This is a genomic window from Leptolyngbya sp. BC1307 (assembly GCF_002286735.1).
GTDB lineage: Bacteria > Cyanobacteriota > Cyanobacteriia > Phormidesmidales > Phormidesmidaceae > Phormidesmis.
The window spans coordinates 1-20,008 of the sequence record NZ_NRTA01000023.1; the positions used below are offsets into that span (position 1 = coordinate 1).

Genomic DNA, 20,008 nt, shown 5'->3' on the forward strand with positions numbered 1-20,008 from the left:
TCAACCAGTCTCGAACATTCCTTGCCCCTTGGGTATAGGGATGTTCGTTACTTTTAGCGTTGGCTCCGCCTCTCCTATGGAGAATCGCATTTCGCACTTCAAGAAAAACTTCGCACTGTCCAGTCATGAACAGAATCTCTTCAACTCCCTTCTCCAACGCGCATTCAAAGGCGACCTCTAACCCATGCCAGCCCGAGACTTCTACCACGCGATCGCGATCGCAAAATTCGTCATCTCTAGACCCAACTGTTTGAAAATCACTAAAGCCCCTAAAATTTCCATATATGCTTTCAATGTTGATTATGACAAAGCCATCTCAAGAAGTGCATAAAGCCGCACCGCAGCGCAGCCAAGTCTTAGAAGTGCTGCGCAAAATGAAGCCAGTGCTGAAAGAAAAATACGGCGTGACTCATCTAGGAATTTTCGGTTCAGTCGCACGAGACGAGGCCACAGCCCAAAGCGATGTAGATGTCGTTTTCGAGATAGAGCAGCCTAATCTATTCATCTCTGTAAATATCAAAGAAGACCTAGAAGCCGAGCTTAAGATCTCCGTTGACTTAGTGCGCTACCGAGAGCGAATGAATACTTATTTGAAAGCCAGAATCGAAAAGGAAGCGGTGTATGTCTGATCCATCCCTCATTCACGAAAAGCTGATTCAAATAGAAGAAGCGCTACAGCGCGTTAACCGACGCTTTTCTTCCATAAAATCTCCGAGCGATTTCTTAGATAACGAAAGCGGAACAGATATGCTAGACGCCATTGGCATGATGCTGATTGCCATTGGCGAAAACCTGAAGAAAATTGACTATGAAACGGATGGAGAACTGCTAAAACGCTACCCATCCGTCAATTGGCGCGGCGCAAAAGGAATGAGAGACATCCTTTCTCACCATTACTTTGACCTTGACGCGAACGAAGTCTTTAATATTTGCCAAACAAATATTCCTGAGCTTGCAACCGTTATACGAACAATGATTGACGATATAGACGAAGGATAAACCCACCACCGTCGAATATATATTCTTACTCCTATGACAAACTTCACCTTCCTCCGCGATTCCCCCCCACCCTCTACTCTCACGCCACCAAAGCCGAAAGCCTCATCCACACTGCCCCGCGCGCCAGCGGCTTCTGAAGTGGACCCCAGCCTGCTCGAGTCGCCTCACACCGACACCCACACAGCAGGGCTAGACGGCGTATTCAATAACGACGAAGCCAAGACAATCATCAACATCGTCCACTCATTCAATGCGTCGGTAGATACCAAATTTCCTTCAAGCGAGGCCGCCGTTAAAGCCCGCCTAGAGAGATTATGTAAGGGTTTGCGCCAGCCAGCTGGTCAGTGGCCCGAGTGCTAAGGCAGGTAAAAAGGAAGCGACGTGGATTTTGCCCACGTCTAGCAGATTGATGCCCAAGCCCAAAATCATAATGCCGCCGATGCCAGTCACTAGCAAGATGCTCGGTGCGGTAGTTGGGTCGGGAATAGCTTGAGCCAATCCGCTCGCTAGAAGAGAAAGCCCGCCCTGATAGAGCAGTACCGGCAGCACTGAAAAGCCAACGCCAATGCCGTAGGTGCCCGTCAGCGCCACAGAAACCAGGCCATCCATCGTGCTCTTGACAACTAAAATGGTGCCATCTCCCAGTAGCCCATTGTTCAAGCTGCCCAAAATCGCCATCGGGCCAATACAAAATAGCAGGCTAGCGGCCACAAAGCCCTCGGTAAAGCGACTGCCGCCTCGAAATTTAGTCTTCAACCAATTCCCCAAATCAACCAGCCGCGCTTCTATTTGCCACCATTCGCCCAGCAGTCCACCAAAGACCAGGGAGAGCAAAGCCAAAATTACTCCCTCTACGCCACCAGCGCTTGCCTCTGAGAGGGCTTGAGCCATTGAGATACCGATAAATATAGTCGTCAGCCCGACGGCCTGGGTAATCATGGTCTGCATTCTTGGCGATAGGCGATCGCGCAGCAAAAGTCCGCAGCCAGTACCCAGCAGCACCAGCGCAATATTCACCCAGGTGCCGCTCGTCTTTGCCCAAAAAGTTAACATTGAGAGGTTCTTCGCATCGGGGTAATCTGCAAATTGAAAGCCATATCAGGAAATGCTATGCCATCAGTCAGTTTGATTCGCGCAGAAACCTACGAGATTGAGGCGTTGCATCAGCATTTGGTCGCGCTGCTAGCACCGATGGGCGGCATCGAGCATTTTGTAAAGCCAGGCGATCGCGTCCTGCTCAAACCCAACCTGCTCACCGGCGCTCGCCCCACCAAAGAATGCACAACCCGCTCTGAGATAGTGTACTGCGTTGCCAAGCTCGTGCAGGCCGCTGGCGGTAACCCTTTTTTAGGCGATAGTCCTGCTTTTGGCAGTGCTCGCGGCGTGGCCGAAGCCAACGGCCTGCTGGAATGGGCCAACAAAGCCGATCTGCCAATTGAAGAGATGCACGGCCAGCGCTACCCGATTGAAAGCGCAGAGTTTGACAACCTTTTGCTCTCTAGAGAGGCGATGGCCGCCGATGTGGTGATCAATTTGCCCAAGGTAAAATCTCACGTTCAGCTGACGGTGACGCTGGGGGTGAAAAATCTGTTTGGCTGCGTGCCCGGCAAGATGAAAGCCTGGTGGCATATGGAAGCCGGTAAAGACAGCGATCGCTTTGGCACCATGCTGGTAGAGACAGCGCGGGCGATCGCTCCCGAACTAACCATCCTTGACGGCATTATCGGCCATGAAGGCAATGGGCCTAGCGGCGGCGAACCCAGAGCCTTAGGCGTATTAGCCGCCGCTGATAATGTATTTGCGCTAGACCGGGCGATGGTAGAAATTTTGGGCGTAGCCCCTGAGCGCATTCCAACGCTGGTGGCGTCGCAGCGGCTGGGCCTTTGTCCGCAGCTCTCAGCCATCGAATTTCCGCTGATGCAGCCTGCAGACCTGAAGATTGCAGACTGGCAGCTACCTGAGAAGATGATGCCGATAGACTTCGGTGCGCCGAGAGTGCTGCGTTCTACCTTTAAGCATTTGTACATCCGCTTTATCAAAGAGCCTATGGCCGCTTATGCCACTCGTTAGGGCGGTGATGAGAGCGATCTAACGAGTGGCCGCTGCGTATTGGTGCAAAAAAGCATCGGCAAAGAGCGTACGGGGTCTCCTAGCCGATGCTTTTGACTTGTTACCGCTGGGCACATGGCTTAGCAGATGGCTGCTGAGCTGAGCGTTAGCCTCTTAAACGGGGGTTAACTTCTTTAGCCATGCCTTTAAAGGATGCGAAGCTTGGCCCCGGTCGGCGACGGCTGCCGTTAGCAGCCGGCATGAGGTAGTCAGTCGCGAAGTTGGTAGGGCTGTCGTCTACCGCATTGCCTTCGCTGTCGGTCTTTTTGCTAGCAGCGGCGATCGCACTCACAATAATCTCTTCTGCCGAGCGCGGCTGAGATTGAGCCGATGGCTCTGGAGAATCCGATGCCGCGCCATTCTCAGACGACGCTGGCTGAGCTGACCTTTGATCGGCCTCTTTATTGGCTGCCTTCTTCGCCTTGTTTTTGCCCTTATCGGCAGCGGCTCGGGCTTTGTCTGCTGTCTCGTCAGTGGCTGACTGCACCTTACTGACAACCTCAGCAGAGACATCTTTGGCAGTCTCCACGGTCGCTTTTGCCGCTTTAGAGGCGGTTGATTTCAAATTTTTCACGCCTTTTTCAGCAGCGTCATCAAGTTCTAGAAAATACTTTTCTTTACCGAGTCCTATCGTCTTACCAATCGTCTCGAATATCCCACCAATCATGGTAACTTTCCAGCTATGTTCTTTAAAACTATGGCAGGTTGCTGAGCAATACTTACCCTTAGGTAGTCCGCAACCTCTATGTCAATTATTGATTTTCGTTGCTTGGCAGCACAAGGAAGCGTTACGTCTATTTACAAAAATTCTCGCTAGCGGGCGGTTAGCCACTATAGCGTTGGTCACTTTGCCCACTAAAAAGGTGCCCTGAGATGTATAGATCTCAAGGGCACCCGGTTTTGACTGGTTTTGACTGTGCTTTACAGGCTGACCACATGGCCAGCCAATCGGCCAGTTAGTCAGCCGCTGAAATCAGCTCTCGCTTCTCTGAAATGGATGAAGTCACGACAATCTTGCCATCTTCACCGACATCGACGACGGCTGTACTGCCGTCTTTAATGCGACCCGAGAGGATCTCTTCAGCCAGGCTGTCTTCCAGCAGTCGCATGATTGCGCGGCGTAGCGGTCTAGCGCCGTAACTGGGGTTATAGCCCTCTTCGACCAGTCGATCTTTGAACTTCTCAGTCACCTCCAGCCTAATGCCCTGCTCTTCTAAGCGGACGAAGACCTCTTTGAGCAAGATGACAGAGATTTCTTTGACTTCGTCCTTGGTGAGCTGACGGAAGACGATAATCTCGTCGAGCCGGTTTAAGAACTCTGGGCGGAAGTATTGCTTGAGTTCTTCGTTGACCAGGGAGCGAATCCGGTTGTACTGCGACTCTGCCTGGTCGGCCTCTAGCTCAAAGCCCAGACCGCCGCCACCTTTTTCGATGACTTTGGAGCCAATGTTAGAGGTGAGAATCAGCAGCGTGTTTTTAAAGTCTACTGTGCGGCCCTTAGCGTCGGTCAGACGACCGTCTTCTAAGATTTGCAGCAGCATGTTAAACACGTCGGGGTGAGCCTTCTCAATCTCGTCGAAGAGAACGACAGTGTATGGACGACGACGCACTGCTTCAGTGAGCTGACCACCCTCGTTATAGCCAACGTAGCCCGGCGGCGAACCAATCAGCTTAGAGACCGTGTGGCGCTCCATAAATTCGGACATGTCGAGGCGAATCATCGCTTCTTCTGCGCCGAAGAAGTAAGCCGCCAGCGACTTGGCTAGCTCAGTTTTACCGACACCCGTGGGGCCAGAGAAGACAAAGCTGGCAATCGGTCGGTTGGGGTTTTTAAGACCCACACGCGCTCGGCGAATAGCCTTAGAGATGGCTCTGACGGCTTCGTCTTGACCAATCAGGCGCTGGTGGAGCACATCTTCCATGTGCAGCAGCTTTTCAGTCTCGCTCTCAGTGAGCTTCTGTACTGGTACGCCCGTCCAAGAGGCGACAATGTGGGCGATGTCCTCTTCAGTTACCTCAGGCGAGGTTTCTTTAGGATTTTCTTCGTCTTCGGTCTTTTTGTTTTGAGCGATCGCCCGGATCTCAGACTTGATTTCCATTTCGCGATCACGCAGCTCTCCGGCCTGGTCAAAGTCCTGAGAGCGCACGGCGTTGTCTTTGTCTTTGAGCACTTGGCGCAGCTCTTTGTCTAGCTCTTTAGCCGCCGGGGGCAGCTGAGAGTTGAGCAGGCGCACCCGCGAACCGGCTTCGTCGATCAGGTCAATTGCCTTATCGGGTAAGAATCGGTCAGCGATATAGCGATCAGAAAGCTTGGCAGCGGCCTCTAAAGACTCGTCTAAAATCTTTAGCTTGTGGTGCTGCTCGTAGCGATCGCGCAATCCGTGAAGAATCTCAATCGTCTCATCAACGCTGGGTTCACCTACCATCACTGGCTGGAAGCGGCGCTCTAGAGCAGCATCTCGCTCAATGTGCTTGCGGTACTCATCGAGCGTGGTTGCGCCGATGCACTGCAACTCACCGCGAGCGAGGGCAGGCTTGAGAATGTTGGCCGCGTCGATTGCGCCTTCAGCCGCACCTGCACCAATCAGCGTATGCACTTCGTCAATCACCAGGATTACATTCCCAGCGGAACGAATCTCATCCATGATTTTCTTCAGGCGCTCTTCAAATTCGCCGCGATATTTGGTACCGGCTACTAATAGACCGATATCAAGCGTAACGACGCGCTTATCTTCAAGAATATCGGGAATGTCGCCATTGCCGATGCGCTGAGCTAGCCCTTCAGCTAAAGCGGTTTTACCCACGCCGGGTTCACCGATCAACACGGGGTTATTTTTAGTACGCCTGCCCAAAATTTGGATGACGCGCTCAATTTCTTTCTGACGGCCTACGACCGGGTCGAGCTTGCCGTCAATGGCCATCTGAGTCAGGTTGGAGCCAAACTCGTCTAGCGTTGGCGTCTTAGTGCGGCCCTGTCCGCTGCTGCTAGAAACTTCGGCAGTTTCTCCCAACATGCGAATGACCTGAGTGCGTACCTTAGAAAGATCGACGCCTAGATTTTCGAGGACGCGGGCAGCAACGCCTTCGCCTTCGCGGATGAGACCTAGCAGTAAGTGCTCTGTGCCAATGTAGTTGTGCCCAAGCTGACGGGCTTCCTCAAGCGATAGCTCAAGAACGCGCTTAGCCCGGGGGGTAAATGGGATCTCAACGGCGACAAAGCCAGAGCCACGGCCAATGATTTTTTCGACTTCAATCCGAGCGTCTTTTAAGTTGACCCCCATGGATTTCAGTACTTTGGCGGCGACTCCGGTCCCTTCTCCGATCAATCCTAGAAGAATTTGCTCTGTACCCACAAAGTTGTGACCGAGGCGGCGGGCCTCTTCTTGGGCGAGCATAATGACCTTAATGGCCTTTTCTGTAAAGCGTTCAAACATGGCGGTATTCCATCACCTGCTGCTGGCTGGTTAGGCTGATTCTAGCACAGCAAAATTTCAGAGGACGGTGGCGGTATTCACTACCCTCAGAGGAAACTGCCTTTTTAGCAGATAAAAAATCTATTTTGAGCCGACGTTAGGAAGCGGCTGATTGGAGATGCACAAAGTGCTATTTCAGGCGGTAACGGTTTGAACAAGTTTTTCTTAAATTCAGTGTCGGTCAGACCTGGAGATCGAAGATTTTTGAAAATACTTAAAGCTTTTACGGTGGAAAGTTTCTATGTCAGGAAGCCTGATGTTAGGAAGACGTGCTGGTTTGCGCTGAGGTGAGCGATCGCCTCTTGCTGGTACCGCCTGATTTGGGCCAGACAGTCCTCACTTTGCAGTCCGCTGCACCATAGAATCTGAGCATTTTCGCCATCGGCGTAATAGCGCTTGCGCTCTCCGGCTATTTGAAAGCCAAATTTTTGATAGAGGCTGAGGGCGCTCTGATTGGAGGCCCGCACTTCTAAGGTGGCGCGGGTTAGCCCCCGGTGATAGCCGCACAGCAGCAGATCACACAGCAGCAGCTGGCCCAGCTTTTGGCCCTGGTTGGCCGGTTCTATCACCAGCGTCGTAATATGCGCCTCCTCTAAAATGGCCCACAGACAGCCAACGCCAATGAGGGCAAGCGACGATGATGTTTTGATGTCTTGACTGGCTAGCTCATGGGCGGCCAGATCAGCGGGTCTCGGGCGAGTCAAATCAGCAGCATTGGCCGAACTGACCAGCACCTGCAGATCGCTGTGAGGACTGTCGAGTTCTCGCTGATAGCCTGAGCGCGTCCACAATCCGCCCAGGCAGCGCTGATCGAGCGCCAGGACGGCGGGCAGATCGGCTTCTATCAGCGGTAGGCAGGTAAAAAAAGGCAATAGACTGGCTCCCAGAGTATGGCCCAGAAGCTGACGCGCACAGGTCGGCCAAAATTGTACACTGATTAACTAAAGTCTATTTACCTTTCGCCCCGCTATGGTCTCCACTATCTCAGCTACGCCTGAAAGCTCTCGTCACCCGGCGTCAGGTCGGCAGGAGTCTAGCCGACAATACCTGGCTGACCCGACCACTGCTTCTCCCAACCAGCGTCTGCTGCCGCTGAGCGCAGATGTGAACGACGACGATCATCTGACGGTGGGCGGCTGCGATGTGGTGGCGCTGGTCGAAACCTTTGGTTCGCCGCTCTATATTTTAGATGAGCACACGCTGAGGACGGCCTGCCGTCAATATAAGGAATCGTTTGCGCGGCACTATCCAGACGAATCGCTGATTGTTTACGCATCTAAGGCTTGGAGCTGTTTGGCCGTGTGTGCGATCGCCACCCAAGAAGGCATTGCCATTGACGTGGTCTCAGGCGGTGAATTGCAAACCGCGATAGAGGCTGGAGCCCAACCCGAAAATCTCTACTTTCACGGCAATAATAAGTCTCTAGACGAACTCACTCTGGGTTTAGCGGCAGGTGCGCACATCGTTGTCGATAACTGGCATGAGCTAAAGTCGCTCGACCAGCTCGCACAGCAAACGGGCAAAGCAGCCACCCTTTTACTGCGGCTCACTCCTGGCATTGAGTGCCACACGCACGAATACATTCGCACCGGCCACATTGACAGCAAGTTTGGCTTTGATCCCGACCAGCTAGAGGAAGTGTTTGCCTTTATCGCTGAGCGGAAAGCAAGCCTGCGCTGCGTTGGTCTGCACGCTCACATTGGCTCACAGATTTTTGAGCTGCAGCCTCATCACGACCTGGCTGACGTGATGGCAGGCTGGTTCCAAACGGCTAACCGCTATGGCCTGCCGATTGAGCAGCTAGACATTGGCGGCGGCTTGGGCATTCGCTATACCGAGTCGGACGATCCGCCCAGTATTGACCAGTGGGCTAAGACCGTTTGCGAAAGCGTGGTGACGGCTTGTCAGGCGCGCGACTTGCCGCTGCCAAAGCTGCTGTGTGAGCCAGGGCGATCGCTGATCGGTTCTGCCTGCGTTACGGCCTACACCGTGGGCGGACAAAAAACGGTGCCGGGCATCCGTAACTACGTTGCTGTCGATGGCGGCATGTCCGACAATCCGCGCCCGATCACCTATCAGTCGGTGTATCGCATTTTGGCCGCTAGCCAGATGTCTGCGCCCCTGAGCGAAACAGTTACCGTCGCCGGTAAGCATTGCGAATCGGGCGATGTGGTGATTGAGTCGGCCAGTCTGCCGCCGCTAACGGCTGGAGAAGTGCTGGTGGTGCCTGCGACCGGCGCATATAACTACAGCATGGCCTCTAACTACAACCGGGTGCCCCGGCCTGCTGCCGTTTTGGTCAATCAGGGTGAGGCCGCGCTGATTTTACGCCGGGAGACCTATGCCGACCTAGTGCGGCAAGACTGCTTGCCCGAGTCGCTGCAGCCTGCGCGATAAGGAATTTTGCCAGCGGGGCAGCCGCCGCCCTGTGGGAAGATGCTTGAAACAGTTGAGGCAGTCAACGGCAGTTGACGGCGCTGGCGCGGTGCTTAAATGGCGATAACGGTGAAACAGGTCTGACTCTTGCGCACCATCATTGATATTGGTTTAGTAGTTGCGCTGGTCTACATGGTGCTGCTGGTGATTCGCGATCGCCGCACGACGTGGATGGTGCAGGGGCTGATTATGCTCATGGCAGCCACACTTTTGAGCAGAGTGCTCGGGCTACAGCTGCTGCATTTTGTCATGGAAAAGCTGCTGCTAGGGGCATCGGTCGCCCTGGCGATGATGCTGGTCCCCGAATTTAGACGGCTGCTAGAGCAGCTCGGACGCGGTGAAGTTGCCCAGCTCTTTGCCGCTCAAGAAAGCCACCTGTCCACGGCCAATAACGTGATTGACGAGCTAGTAGAAGCCGTTAAGGGGCTCTCGCAAAATCGCACCGGGGCGCTGATGATTTTAGAAACTGACGAACCGATTGAGGAGATTGATTTTTCGGTGCCGGGCGTCAGGCTCAATGCCGACCTGTCACGCGAGCTATTGCAAACCATTTTTCAGACTACGACGCTGCTGCACGACGGGGCTGTGCTGATTCGGGGCTCACGAATATTAGCAGCAGGGGTGATTTTACCCATCTCTGAAAAAGACGCCTCCCGGCAACTCGGCACCCGGCACCGGGCAGCAATGGGCATTACCGAACGGGTAGAGCACTGCCTTTGTGTCGTTGTTTCTGAAGAAACCGGCTCAATTTCGGTTGCCGAGCAGGGCGTCTTAAACCGACCGCTGACCAGCAGCAAACTGAGAGAATTGCTACTTGATAAATTTTCGCCCTCAGTAGATGGTGATACCGTTGCTCCACAGCTACGCAGTTTGGGCCGACGGCTGAGCCTGAAGGGTCTTAACTATCTCAGCTTTGTCAAGCGCAAGCTGCCCCGCCCCACTCCCAGGAAGAGAAATGACAGCTAATTCTAGTGTCTCTACTGCTTCGACCGCGCTGCCCCAAGACTTGGAGCAAGGCCGGATGCCTGCGCATGTCGCGGTCATTATGGATGGCAATGGGCGCTGGGCGAAACGACGGGGTCTGCCGCGCATCATGGGCCATCGCAAGGGCGTCGATACGCTCAAAAAGCTGCTGCGCTGCTGCCGGGACTGGGGCGTGGGGGCGCTGACGGCCTATGCGTTTTCGACTGAGAATTGGGGCCGGCCAACGCACGAGGTCGATTTTTTGATGACGCTGTTTGAGCGAGTGCTGCGTCAAGAAATTAAAGAAATGATGGCGGAGGATGTGCGCATTCAGTTTGTCGGCAACTTAGCGGCGCTGCCGGATACGCTACAGCGAGAAATCGACCGGGCGGTGACGATGACGCAGGCGAATCAGGGCATTCGCTTTTCGGTCGCGACGAACTACGGCGGCAGGCAAGAGATTTTGCAGGCTTGTCGGGCGATCGCCACCCAAGTCCAGCAGGGCCACCTCCAGCCCGAAGATATTGACGAATCGCTCTTTAGCCGCCACCTGTATACCGCCAACATCAGCGACCCCGACTTATTAATCCGCACCAGCGGCGAAATGCGCATCAGCAATTTTCTACTGTGGCAGCTCGCCTATTCGGAGTTTTACATTACCGATACGCTGTGGCCTGATTTTGATACGGACGAGTTTCACCAGGCAATGAAGGCATTTCAGAAGCGCGATCGCCGCTTCGGCAAAGTCAACGACAGCGAAGAAACCTAGCCATACCGCAAGATAGATGTCGGACTGGTAGAGCGCTTGGAGGGCGTCACTATCTGAACGAACTGAAACGGACGTTGGTTAAGGTACAAGCCGTGACAGGAAGTGAAAGAGCTACCAGACTATTTCTAAGCTCAAGCCCATAGCGGCTCAATATCTGGCAGTAGCGTGATCGCTAGAAATCGAGGTTGAGAACGGCAGCAGCTACCGCTACCCAGTAGAGCGATTCGACTTTAGCCACTGGAACGGCATACCTACGTACCCACAGAACCCAACCCAACCGATCCAGATTTAGAAACCAGCGTGCTGCGGCCCATTCATGGGCGTCAACTTGAGATCGGAAAAGTTAATACTTTCGCTTTTTCTGGTTAGGCCTCAGGGTAAATCCGTTTTTCGGTCTCTATATTTAGGAATCCCAAACTTTATGAAGTAGCCTGTCGCTACACCAGAAGCAATCGGAGCAATATACTTATAAGCTGTCCAAACAAAGCTGTTCGCATTGTCAGAGCTTGGGCAATAACCCCTTGAATCGTTAAAATCTCTGCAAAAGAGGGGGCCAAGAGCCAGCATATTGATGAACACCCATGCTATGGCTATCAGAGTCATCGAAAACAGCCATATCCGAGCCGCTGCTGCAACCTTGTTTTTCCCTTTCAGGGATTTATGTACAAAAGCTGTATATAGGACAGAGCTTGGTAGGAGGACAGCACTAGCGATTATGACAACAATTAAAAAAGACATGAAAGGCACCTTCCCTACTTTTCACTGGCATAGCTCAGCGTAGATTAAGATTGCCCAGCACCAACTTAAGATGAGACTAAGAAGACAGAAAACAGCTCTATTCTTATAACGAGACCTAACAAAACGTATTTTGGGCTAATCAGGAAAACATCCGTGATTCTCTGAAGATTAGAAGATTAGATTTTGTATTTACTTATGCTAGTGGCGGAGTCCGTAATAAGCAAAGTGAGGCAATATTCCGAATTCTTTCGGTTCTAATCTTGTACCCTCGTCACCCAGCAAAAAGCATGGGTTTAATCAGTAATATTACTGGTCTCGCAGAGTTGATTAGAAAATTGACTATTGAGACAAGTTTTATGTGGATAGGCGTTCGGTCAGATGTCAGTGGGATTGGGACGCATCTCTACAGTCAAGCTCAGCCAATGCCCTCAATTACTGGATGAAAGTAAAAAGATAGGCTGATGACGGCGTAAGTGGCGAGTAGCAGCGTGCCTTCTAGCCAGTTGGATTTGCCATCGGCGCTGATGGAGTTGGCGACCAGTACGGCAACGACCACCGAGAGCAGTTCAAAATTATTAAAGTCTAAGTCCATCGGCTGGCCCATGAGTGCGCCGATGATGACGAGTAGCGGGCCGACAAAGAGGGCAATTTGTAGGCTGGAGCCGACCGCGACGTTTACGGAGAGATCCATTTTGTTTTTGAGGGCGACGGTGACGGCGGTGGCGTGCTCGGCGGCGTTGCCAATTACCGGCAGAATGATGACGCCGGTAAATAGTTCAGAAAGCCCTAGCTGCTTAGAGGCGACTTCTAAAGTGCCGACCAAAAATTCGGATTCTATCGCTACGGCCAAAGTCGCGGCCAAAAGCACGCCGACCCAAAGCTTTAGGTTGGGCTTTTCGCCATGCTCCTCATGTCCGTTTTCATGGGCTTTCTCCGCGTGAGAATTTGACTCAGGATCTGTACCTTCGACTGGGGCTTCCGCCATACCAACGTCGTACAAGTAGGCGTGGGTTTTCATCGAAAATAGCAGGGTGAGGCCGTATACCAGCATGAGCACGACGGCCACTGCGATAGAAAGGCGCTGCAAAATCGGTTGTTCGATTCCGGTCGAGGTGAAGTCGACGGCGGTGGGCAGCAAAATTGCAATGACTGCTAAGTTCATCGAAGAGGCGTTGAGGCGGGCGATGGTGGGCTGAAAGGTTTGCTCTTTGAATTTGAGGCCGCCCAGCAGCATGGAAAGGCCCATCACCAGCAGCAGGTTGCTGATGATGGAGCCAGTGATGCTGGATTTGACGACATTTACCAGGCCCGCTCGGAGAGCGAAAATGGCGATGATTAGCTCGGTGGCGTTGCCAAAGGTGGCGTTCATTAACCCGCCTAGCGAGGGGCCGACGACGATGGCGATTTCTTCGGTGGCAGCGCCCATCCACCCGGCGAGTGGGATAATGGCTAAAGCTGCGGTGACAAATACAATCAAGTCGCCCCAGCCTAAAAAGTGAGCCGCCAGGGAAACCGGGATAAATCCTAGAAAACCGAAGAAAATTACATTTTTGATGGACATCTAGCAGCTCCGAAAGAAGTAGGCAAAGCGGCGATGCTCCACAGGAGCGGCTTCGCCATCGCACCCACAGATTACCCAGCGGGAATCATCCTACCAAAATACGTTGTTTTAGACAGAGTACCGGGCGGATAAGGCGATGAAAATGCTATTGAAAGGGCTAGGTTTGCTGGTGGGATTGCCGACAGCGGCGATCGCGCTTTTTTACTTTTGGGGCACCTCCGGCAGCGGCAACAAGCAAAACTATGCGGCTACTGTCAACTACTCCGCTGGTGGTCTGAACGAGGGCGAGGTGGTAATGCTAGATGAGGTTAGTCATACCATTGTGAGCTATAACCTGGGCTATCTCTCAGGGCTGGCAAATAATACGACGGCTAAAACCGACAGAGATTTTTTTGAGGCAAATCAGCGACAGGTAATCGCGGCTCTCAAGCAGGTTAAGCCAGATATTGTGGCCTTTCAGGAGATTGATTTTGACTCGAAGCGTTCTTACGGCGTGAATCAAGCGAAGGCGATCGCTCAAGGATTAGACCTGATTAATGGCGCGATCGCCATCAGTTGGGACAAAAACTACGTGCCGTTTCCCTTCTGGCCGCTGTCGGCGCACTTTGGCAAAATTCTCTCTGGTCAGGCCATTCTCAGCCGCTGGCCCTTTCCTATTCAAAAAAACAGTCGGGTGGTGCTAGAAAAAGTTGCCAGCAATCCTTTTTACTACAACGCTTTTTATTTAGACCGGCTAGCTCAGGTAGCAGAAATTTCCCTCTACGACAAAACTCTCATTGTGATTAGCGTTCACTTAGAAGCGTTTGATGAGCCGACTCGGGTTAGTCAGACCCGGTTTGTGCGATCGCTGGCTGAGGACTACGCCAAAACCTACCCGGTGATTGTGCTAGGCGACTTCAATAGCTCACCTAATCGAGCGGAAGAAACCGAATTCTCTATTAAGGAGATGGCAGCATCTGAGCAGTTTGTCTCAGCCGTGCCTGAAGCAGACTGGGGTAAAGCCGCCGCCACGTTTCCCTCTGACCAGCCTGAGTACAAGCTAGATTACATTTGGTACACGCCCAGCACCATCGAAGTGCTCAAGACTGAAGTCGTTAGCGCAGCGGGCGAAGCCTCTGACCACTTGCCGCTGATGATGAACTTTCGGCTGAAGCAGTACTAGCAACGTGGCATGATTCAAAGGCATTAGCACGTTCCTTTACTTTAGTTTTTTCATGCTTGGCCTTGCCATTCACACCACCAGCCCTCAGCTTGGATTGGCGATCGCCGCTATCGATTCACAAGAGCCGATAGCGCGTCATCAGGTATGGGACTTGGGCCGGGATGTTTCTAGCCATTTGCACGTCAAGCTCATAGAATTTATCGCACCCTACACATGGCAAGACTTGAGCTTTATCGCGGTGGCAAAGGGGCCAGGCGGCTTCACCGGCACTCGAATTGGCGTGGTGGCAGCGCGGACATTGGCGCAGCAGCTAGAAATTCCTTTGTTTGGAGTGTCTGCTTTGGCGGCGATCGCCGCTCAATCACTCGCGCAAACCACCTTCGACTGCTCTGGAGACGTTGCCGTCTCTATGCCCGCCAAACGAGAAGCTGTTTATGGCGCTATCTACCGGCCCGATGAAGCAGGCGACTTGACGCCATTAGTCGCTGAGGCTGTCGTTCCGCAAGGTGAGTGGGCAAACATCGTGGCGACGTGGAAACAGCCGCTGAGAGAAGTCACTATGGAGGCAGGTGTGGGGACGGCGAATTCGGTTAGCGGGGTGATGGCTTTGGCTAAGTGGCGCTGGGAACGCGGCGATCGCCCCGAATGGGCATCAGTGCTTCCCTTTTACGGACAACACCCGGTTCACCGCTAATCTAGATTTGCCAATCATTTTTTTCGCTCTGTGACTAGCGTCAGGCTGCTCCAAGCCCCAGCCGCATCGTAGCTGCGAATCATCCGCTGGCGAGTATTGGCATCTAGCAGCCAGCCCACTTCTAAAAATAGCGGTTGGCGCGGGGTGATGCGCAGCGGACAGGTGGCAGAGGCACCATCGGGCAGCAGCAGTATCTGTACTGGCTGAGATCTGCCTGTGAATAAGATTTTTTGGCCCTCGACCGTACCCGTAGAGCGAATCGGCGGCGAATCACCAAAAGTAATTGTCTGGCGAACCTGCTTGTCGCCTGTCATTTCGACCGTGAGCTGAGTGTGCTGCTGCTGCTCAGGTCGCAGATCGGCATACTGAGTCACCGATTCCCCTTGCCAGGTGCCAACCAAGTCTGATAGCGCTAGCGGTTCCCTTTCGGGAGTTTCAGAGCCCTGCAAGCGCTCTCGAATTAGCGTGAGTTGCTTCAGGTCGGATTGCTCGAATAGCTGCACCAGGCGCAGACGGCGATCGCCCGCAATCAATCCTAGCTCTGCGCCAAATTCGGAAAAAGGGCCCCACTGGATCGTGCCCTGCGAAAATGCGCCGTCTTCAAAAAACAGCGTAGACCGGCTGAGCGAGCGATATTCTAAGACGGTGGTTTGGGTGGGTTCGCTTGGCGGATAGCGACGAATCTCTTGGCGCATGGCCCGATCATTATCTTGAGGAATCAGCGCCACCTCAGTCGGCAGATCAGCCAAAACTTTCCCCTCAGGAGAAATCTGCGTGAATGACCCTTGCCAGGTACCGACATTTTTTAGCAGGCGCTGCCATTGAGAAAGGTAGGGTTCGCTCATAAGCCGGGTAGCGTGTCGATAGGGAATGGGCCATAAGACTCAATAACAGAGTATTTTCTTACAATGTGAGTCACCGGCTGAACAGTCGAATTGTGTAATTACTGATATCTTCGCTGATATCTTCTAAGGGGCCTCTGCCTTCTAAACTGTAGAGCGGCGATCGCCAAATTCACCTGGGACTCTCATGACTTCAGATTCATCTAACGCCGCTACTTTGCCTGCGAAGGACGAAGCAACCGGGCTTGGTACCTTTGGCGGGGTGTTTACGCCCTCTATTTTGACCATTTTAGGCGTGATCATGTATCTGCGCTTTGGCTGGGTAGTCGGCCAGGTGGGGCTGTGGCCGACGCTGCTGATTGTGACGATCGCCACCTCAATCACCTTTTTAACGGCGCTGTCGATCAGTGCGATCGCCACTGACAAAGTCATCCGAGCCGGCGGCGCGTACTTCATGATCAGCCGCTCGCTAGGGATCGAAACCGGGGGGGCAGTCGGGATTCCGCTGTATTTTGCCCAGGCCCTTTCGGTGGCGCTGTACACCATTGGTTTTGCTGAGAGCGTCAATACGATTTTTCCAAACCTGACAATTGTGCCAGTAGCGCTGATTACGACGGTGCTGGTGACCGCGCTAGCGTTGATCTCAGCCGAGGCCGCGATTAAGGCGCAGTATGTGATTATGGCGGCGATCGCCATCTCGCTAGTCGCCCTGTTTTTCGGTCACGATGTGACGATTGATCCCTCCGATGCAATCAACGCGGCAAAGGTGCCTAAGGTAGGCTTTTGGGCGGTATTTGCCGTCTTTTTCCCGGCGGTAACCGGAATTATGGCTGGCGTCAATATGTCAGGCGACCTCAAAGACCCGATTCGTTCAATCCCTCGGGGCACGCTGGCCGCTGTCGCCGTGGGCTACGTCATTTATATGGCCATTCCCTACATTTTGGTCAGCCGTACCCCGACCGCCTACAACGCCCTGCTCAACCCGGATATGCTGGTGATGAAGCGGATTGCCATTGGCGGTCAGTATTTAATCGACTCCATTGTGCTGGGCGTGTGGGGGGCGACGCTTTCGAGTGCGATCGGCAGCATTTTAGGCGCACCGCGAATTTTGCAGGCGCTGGCTCGTGACAACATTTTGCCCAGGCCATTACGCTGGCTCGGTAAGGGCAATGGTCCGACGGACGATCCTCGATATGGCACGCTCTTTACGCTGGGAATTGTGCTGGCAGTGGTGAGCTTGGGGAGCTTGGATGCGATCGCCCCAGTTCTCTCTATGTTCTTTCTCACCACCTACACGGTGCTCAACATCGCGGCGGGCATCGAAGGTTTCTTACAGAGCCCCTCTTTTCGCCCGACTTTTAAGGTGCCTTGGTCGCTATCTTTATTAGGCGCGATTGGCTGTATCGCCGTGATGTTTTTGATCAACCCGGTGGCGACCATTGTGGCGCTAATTATCGTCGGGCTGATTTACTTCTGGCTGGAGCGTCGGCAGATAGAAAGCACTTGGGGTGACGTGCGCCAGGGTGTGTGGATGACCATTGTACGAACGGCCCTGCTCAACATCGACGACAACGCCGATCCGAAAAACTGGCGGCCTCACCTGCTGGTCCTCTCAGGCACGCCGACCAAACGGTGGTACCTGATCGAAATTGCCCGCGCCTTTACCCACAACCGGGGGCTGATAACGGTCGCCAGCGTGCTGCCTAGCGGCTCTCGCAGCATTGCTCAGCAGGAAAAAGCCGAAGTCACCCTGCGCGACTTTTTAGATCGTAAAGGCGTCCAGGCTTTCGCCAAGATCATTACCGCCGACGATCCGTTTACCGGCGCGCAAAAGCTGATCGAAGCCTACGGCATGGGGCCGCTGGTGCCGAATACTGTGCTTTTAGGCGATACCGAGAATCCGGAGATCGAAAGCATCGAGCGCTATTGCAACACTATTCGGATCTGCCACGAGGCCCAGCGCAACGTAATTATTTTTCGGGGCGAAAAAAATGAAGCCGACGATACTGAATCCTTTTTACCGCCGATGTTTGTCCGTGATGAAAAGCGCCAGATAGACGTGTGGTGGGGCGGACTGCAGTCCAACGGCGGGCTAATGCTAATTTTGGCTTATCTCTTGCGAACCAGTTGGCTGTGGCGCGCTGCGGAAATTCGCTTGAAGCTGGTAGTGCCCAACCAAGCCGCCGCTGAAGCTGCGCAGACTAACATGGAGAGTCTGACCAGCAGCCTGCGCATTGGTGCGACTTCTGAAATCATTCTGGCTGAAGATCGGCCCTTCGATGCCATTCTGCAAAAGTCCTCTGCTGCCGCAGATTTAGTGTTTCTGGGAATAGCCGTTCCCTCGGAAGATTTTCCGCAGTATTACCAAACTCTGAGAGATCGGACTGAGGGCCTGCCGCCGACGATTCTGGTGCTGGCTTCAGAAAACCTGGATTTCTCTGAAATGCTGAGTAAGGAGTAGATGGGCACTGTCGCGATCGCTAAGATGGCTTGGTGAGCAGCGCGTCTACTGACAGATGGAGCAAGGGGAAGGCTGCGGAGATGATTTCGTCTCCCCCCTGGTAGATCGCTTCCTGATAAGTCTTGTTGGCGAGCGTCAGCACCATGATTTGGCCTCGATGCGGATCAATAATCCAGTATTCCGGAATTTGCCACCACTCGTACTGCTGCCGCTTCCAAACATAGTCTCGCTGGTAGCTAATGCTAGATTTGCTGCCCGGACTCACTACTTCAGCGACAAAGGCGGGGGCGGGCATATCAAAGAAGATGGCTTTTCGGGTAATTTCCAGGTGCTCTGGCTGCATTACCATCAGGTCAGGCTTGCGGTTGACCCATCTGTCGCCTACGGGTTGAACCTGAAGTTCTTTATCGCCCCGGCGAATACGCCTGATAAATGAAACGCCATACGCCTTTAAGAAGGCTTCGATAAGGGTATAGGCAATGATGCGATTTAATTCATCTTCTGAGGCCACTTCTATCACTTCTCCTGTACTGAGCAGGCGATAGTCTTTTTCACCGTAGAGCTGCTCATCGTCTAAGTAGTCCTGGTAGCTTCGGTAGCGAGGAAGTGTGTAGGTCATTGACGTTGCCTGTTGTGCGCTAGGGTTGGGCATGGCAATTTAGCCAGGTGACGAAAGCGGCATGTTTCTTGGTTGCGAGTCCTGCTGGTGTGGGCGCTACCTGGGAGTCATTTTCCTATTGTATTAAATCTCGATGAAATCCCTTAACCCGATATGATCAGAGCATTCGCAAATCTATTTAGAGCGAGGTTCGGGCATTGATGAGTTTATTGCGTACGCTAGGGGCCAGAGCGCTGCTGGTTTCGGTGATGATATTACTGCTGGTCACTGGCATGAGTGACCCTGCCTGGGCGCAGGACAACCGGGTGGACTATACCCTCACCAATCAGTCTGGCGCTGATTTTTCGGGCAAAGATCTCTCGGGCACCTCCTTTGCAGCGGCGGAAGTGCGCGATGCCAACTTTGCTGGGGCCGATATGAGCGGCACTATTTTAACCAAGGCGACGTTTATGCGTACCGATCTATCGAACGTCGATTTTACAAAGACCTTTGCTGATCGGGTGATTTTTGATGGCTCTGATCTGACGAATGCGATCTTTATTGAGGCGATCGCTACCAGCAGTTCTTTCGCCAATACTATAATTACCGGCGCAGACTTTTCTGATTCAATTTTGGATCGCTATCAGGTAAAGCAGATGTGCGATCGCGCGGCGGGTGTCAACCCAGTGACCGGCGTGGCTACTCGCGATAGCCTGGGCTGCCGGGACTAATACATGAGCAAAGGAGGGCTACAGCTTACGCTCTATTGTCTCAGTCAGCTGCTGCATCGTCAGATCTAGCTTTTCAGTCGGTGTGGGCTCAGCCACGACTTCTTCTTTGCGCTTAAAGCGCTCAAACAGGCGCACGAGTAAGAACAGCACAAAGCCAATCACCACAAAGTTAATCACTGCCGCTAGAAAAGTTCCGTATTTGATGCCCCCAGCTGACAGCTCAGCAATGTTCTCCGCACCAGCTGCCTTCAAGGCTGGATTTAGAAGAATAGGGGTGATGATATCTTCGATGAAAGAAGTGACGACTGCCCCAAAAGCAGCCCCAATCACAACGGCAACTGCCAGGTCTACAACGTTGCCGCGCATCAAAAATGCTTTAAAGCCGTAGGCGAAACTGCTGACGGAGCTGATCGCTCTAGCTCTGGTCTGTCGGTTGGCCATTTTGGAACGCCTAATTTATAGAACTGGACTG

At 53.1% G+C, this 20,008-nt stretch carries 19 protein-coding genes; 10 read left to right on the forward strand and 9 right to left on the reverse strand.

The genetic code is table 11. The features are described from left to right. Positions 1-302 precede the first annotated feature (302 nt). Together CKL79_RS13305 and CKL79_RS13310 are read left to right on the forward strand one after the other, a co-directional pair. The gene (locus tag CKL79_RS13305) at positions 303-629 is read left to right on the forward strand and encodes a nucleotidyltransferase family protein (protein ID WP_205879085.1); all 327 of its coding nucleotides are present in this window, start codon (positions 303-305) and stop codon (positions 627-629) included. Further along, positions 622-999 (forward strand): HepT-like ribonuclease domain-containing protein, encoded by a 378-nt coding sequence (locus tag CKL79_RS13310; protein ID WP_121970067.1) that lies wholly within the window; start codon positions 622-624, stop codon positions 997-999. Before CKL79_RS13305 ends, CKL79_RS13310 begins: the two co-directional genes overlap by 8 nt. A 312-nt stretch (positions 1,000-1,311) precedes the next feature. Here the strand turns inward: CKL79_RS13310 and CKL79_RS13315 are convergent, their stop codons facing one another. Continuing rightward, entirely contained in the window at positions 1,312-2,052 is a 741-nt protein-coding gene (locus CKL79_RS13315) for a DUF554 domain-containing protein (RefSeq protein ID WP_121970068.1), read from the reverse strand. Between the two features lie 57 nt (positions 2,053-2,109). Here CKL79_RS13315 and CKL79_RS13320 point away from each other — a divergent pair, with 57 nt between their 5' ends. After that, positions 2,110-3,069 (forward strand): DUF362 domain-containing protein, encoded by a 960-nt coding sequence (locus tag CKL79_RS13320; RefSeq protein WP_121970069.1) that lies wholly within the window; start codon positions 2,110-2,112, stop codon positions 3,067-3,069. A 145-nt stretch (positions 3,070-3,214) separates the two neighbouring features. On the opposite strand, the gene CKL79_RS13325 is transcribed toward CKL79_RS13320, so the two are convergent. The 3 genes from CKL79_RS13325 to CKL79_RS13335 form a co-directional block, all read right to left on the reverse strand. Continuing rightward, a complete protein-coding gene (locus CKL79_RS13325) occupies positions 3,215-3,775 on the reverse strand; it encodes a hypothetical protein (protein ID WP_121970070.1) in 561 nt (186 codons plus the stop codon). Between the two features lie 289 nt (positions 3,776-4,064). Beyond that, a complete protein-coding gene (locus CKL79_RS13330) occupies positions 4,065-6,542 on the reverse strand; it encodes an ATP-dependent Clp protease ATP-binding subunit (RefSeq protein WP_121970071.1) in 2,478 nt (825 codons plus the stop codon). A 278-nt stretch (positions 6,543-6,820) separates the two neighbouring features. Continuing rightward, the gene (locus CKL79_RS13335) at positions 6,821-7,453 is read right to left on the reverse strand and encodes a GNAT family N-acetyltransferase (RefSeq protein ID WP_121970072.1); all 633 of its coding nucleotides are present in this window, start codon (positions 7,451-7,453) and stop codon (positions 6,821-6,823) included. Positions 7,454-7,550: 97 nt separating this feature from the next. Between CKL79_RS13335 and lysA the strand changes: the two genes are divergently transcribed. The 3 genes from lysA to CKL79_RS13350 all read left to right on the forward strand — a co-directional run bounded on the left by lysA (position 7,551) and on the right by CKL79_RS13350 (position 10,749). Beyond that, complete coding sequence (gene lysA, locus CKL79_RS13340; protein ID WP_121970073.1) at positions 7,551-8,978, forward strand: diaminopimelate decarboxylase; 1,428 nt, start codon at positions 7,551-7,553, stop codon at positions 8,976-8,978. Positions 8,979-9,104: 126 nt separating this feature from the next. Then, entirely contained in the window at positions 9,105-9,983 is an 879-nt protein-coding gene (gene cdaA / locus CKL79_RS13345) for a diadenylate cyclase CdaA (RefSeq protein ID WP_276300225.1), read from the forward strand. After that, on the forward strand, positions 9,973-10,749 hold the full coding sequence (locus CKL79_RS13350; RefSeq protein WP_121970074.1) for an isoprenyl transferase: 777 nt from the start codon (positions 9,973-9,975) through the stop codon (positions 10,747-10,749). Before cdaA ends, CKL79_RS13350 begins: the two co-directional genes overlap by 11 nt. A 372-nt stretch (positions 10,750-11,121) precedes the next feature. Here CKL79_RS13350 and CKL79_RS13355 read toward each other — a convergent pair whose 3' ends face one another. Beyond that, the gene (locus tag CKL79_RS13355; RefSeq protein ID WP_121970075.1) at positions 11,122-11,487 is read right to left on the reverse strand and encodes a hypothetical protein; all 366 of its coding nucleotides are present in this window, start codon (positions 11,485-11,487) and stop codon (positions 11,122-11,124) included. 415 nt (positions 11,488-11,902) lie between these two features. Then, complete coding sequence (cax, locus tag CKL79_RS13360; protein ID WP_121970076.1) at positions 11,903-13,048, reverse strand: calcium/proton exchanger; 1,146 nt, start codon at positions 13,046-13,048, stop codon at positions 11,903-11,905. Positions 13,049-13,184: 136 nt separating this feature from the next. Here cax and CKL79_RS13365 point away from each other — a divergent pair, with 136 nt between their 5' ends. Then, positions 13,185-14,210 (forward strand): endonuclease/exonuclease/phosphatase family protein, encoded by a 1,026-nt coding sequence (locus CKL79_RS13365; RefSeq protein WP_121970077.1) that lies wholly within the window; start codon positions 13,185-13,187, stop codon positions 14,208-14,210. Positions 14,211-14,262: 52 nt separating this feature from the next. Next, positions 14,263-14,904 (forward strand): tRNA (adenosine(37)-N6)-threonylcarbamoyltransferase complex dimerization subunit type 1 TsaB, encoded by a 642-nt coding sequence (tsaB, locus tag CKL79_RS13370; protein ID WP_121970078.1) that lies wholly within the window; start codon positions 14,263-14,265, stop codon positions 14,902-14,904. A gap of 14 nt (positions 14,905-14,918) precedes the next feature. Here tsaB and CKL79_RS13375 read toward each other — a convergent pair whose 3' ends face one another. Continuing rightward, positions 14,919-15,749, reverse strand: a complete 831-nt coding sequence (locus CKL79_RS13375; protein ID WP_121970079.1) for a DUF3598 family protein — start codon at positions 15,747-15,749, stop codon at positions 14,919-14,921. A 184-nt stretch (positions 15,750-15,933) separates the two neighbouring features. Here CKL79_RS13375 and CKL79_RS13380 point away from each other — a divergent pair, with 184 nt between their 5' ends. After that, positions 15,934-18,207 (forward strand): amino acid permease, encoded by a 2,274-nt coding sequence (locus CKL79_RS13380; protein WP_121970080.1) that lies wholly within the window; start codon positions 15,934-15,936, stop codon positions 18,205-18,207. A 19-nt stretch (positions 18,208-18,226) separates the two neighbouring features. On the opposite strand, the gene CKL79_RS13385 is transcribed toward CKL79_RS13380, so the two are convergent. Further along, complete coding sequence (locus CKL79_RS13385) at positions 18,227-18,859, reverse strand: Uma2 family endonuclease (RefSeq protein ID WP_121970081.1); 633 nt, start codon at positions 18,857-18,859, stop codon at positions 18,227-18,229. Between the two features lie 167 nt (positions 18,860-19,026). On the opposite strand from CKL79_RS13385, the gene CKL79_RS13390 reads away from it, so the two are divergent. Further along, positions 19,027-19,536 carry a pentapeptide repeat-containing protein gene (locus tag CKL79_RS13390; protein WP_121970082.1) on the forward strand — a complete coding sequence of 170 codons (510 nt, stop codon included), beginning with the start codon at positions 19,027-19,029 and terminating at the stop codon, positions 19,534-19,536. Between the two features lie 18 nt (positions 19,537-19,554). On the opposite strand, the gene mscL is transcribed toward CKL79_RS13390, so the two are convergent. Next, entirely contained in the window at positions 19,555-19,977 is a 423-nt protein-coding gene (mscL, locus tag CKL79_RS13395) for a large conductance mechanosensitive channel protein MscL (protein ID WP_121970083.1), read from the reverse strand. Positions 19,978-20,008 lie beyond the last annotated feature (31 nt).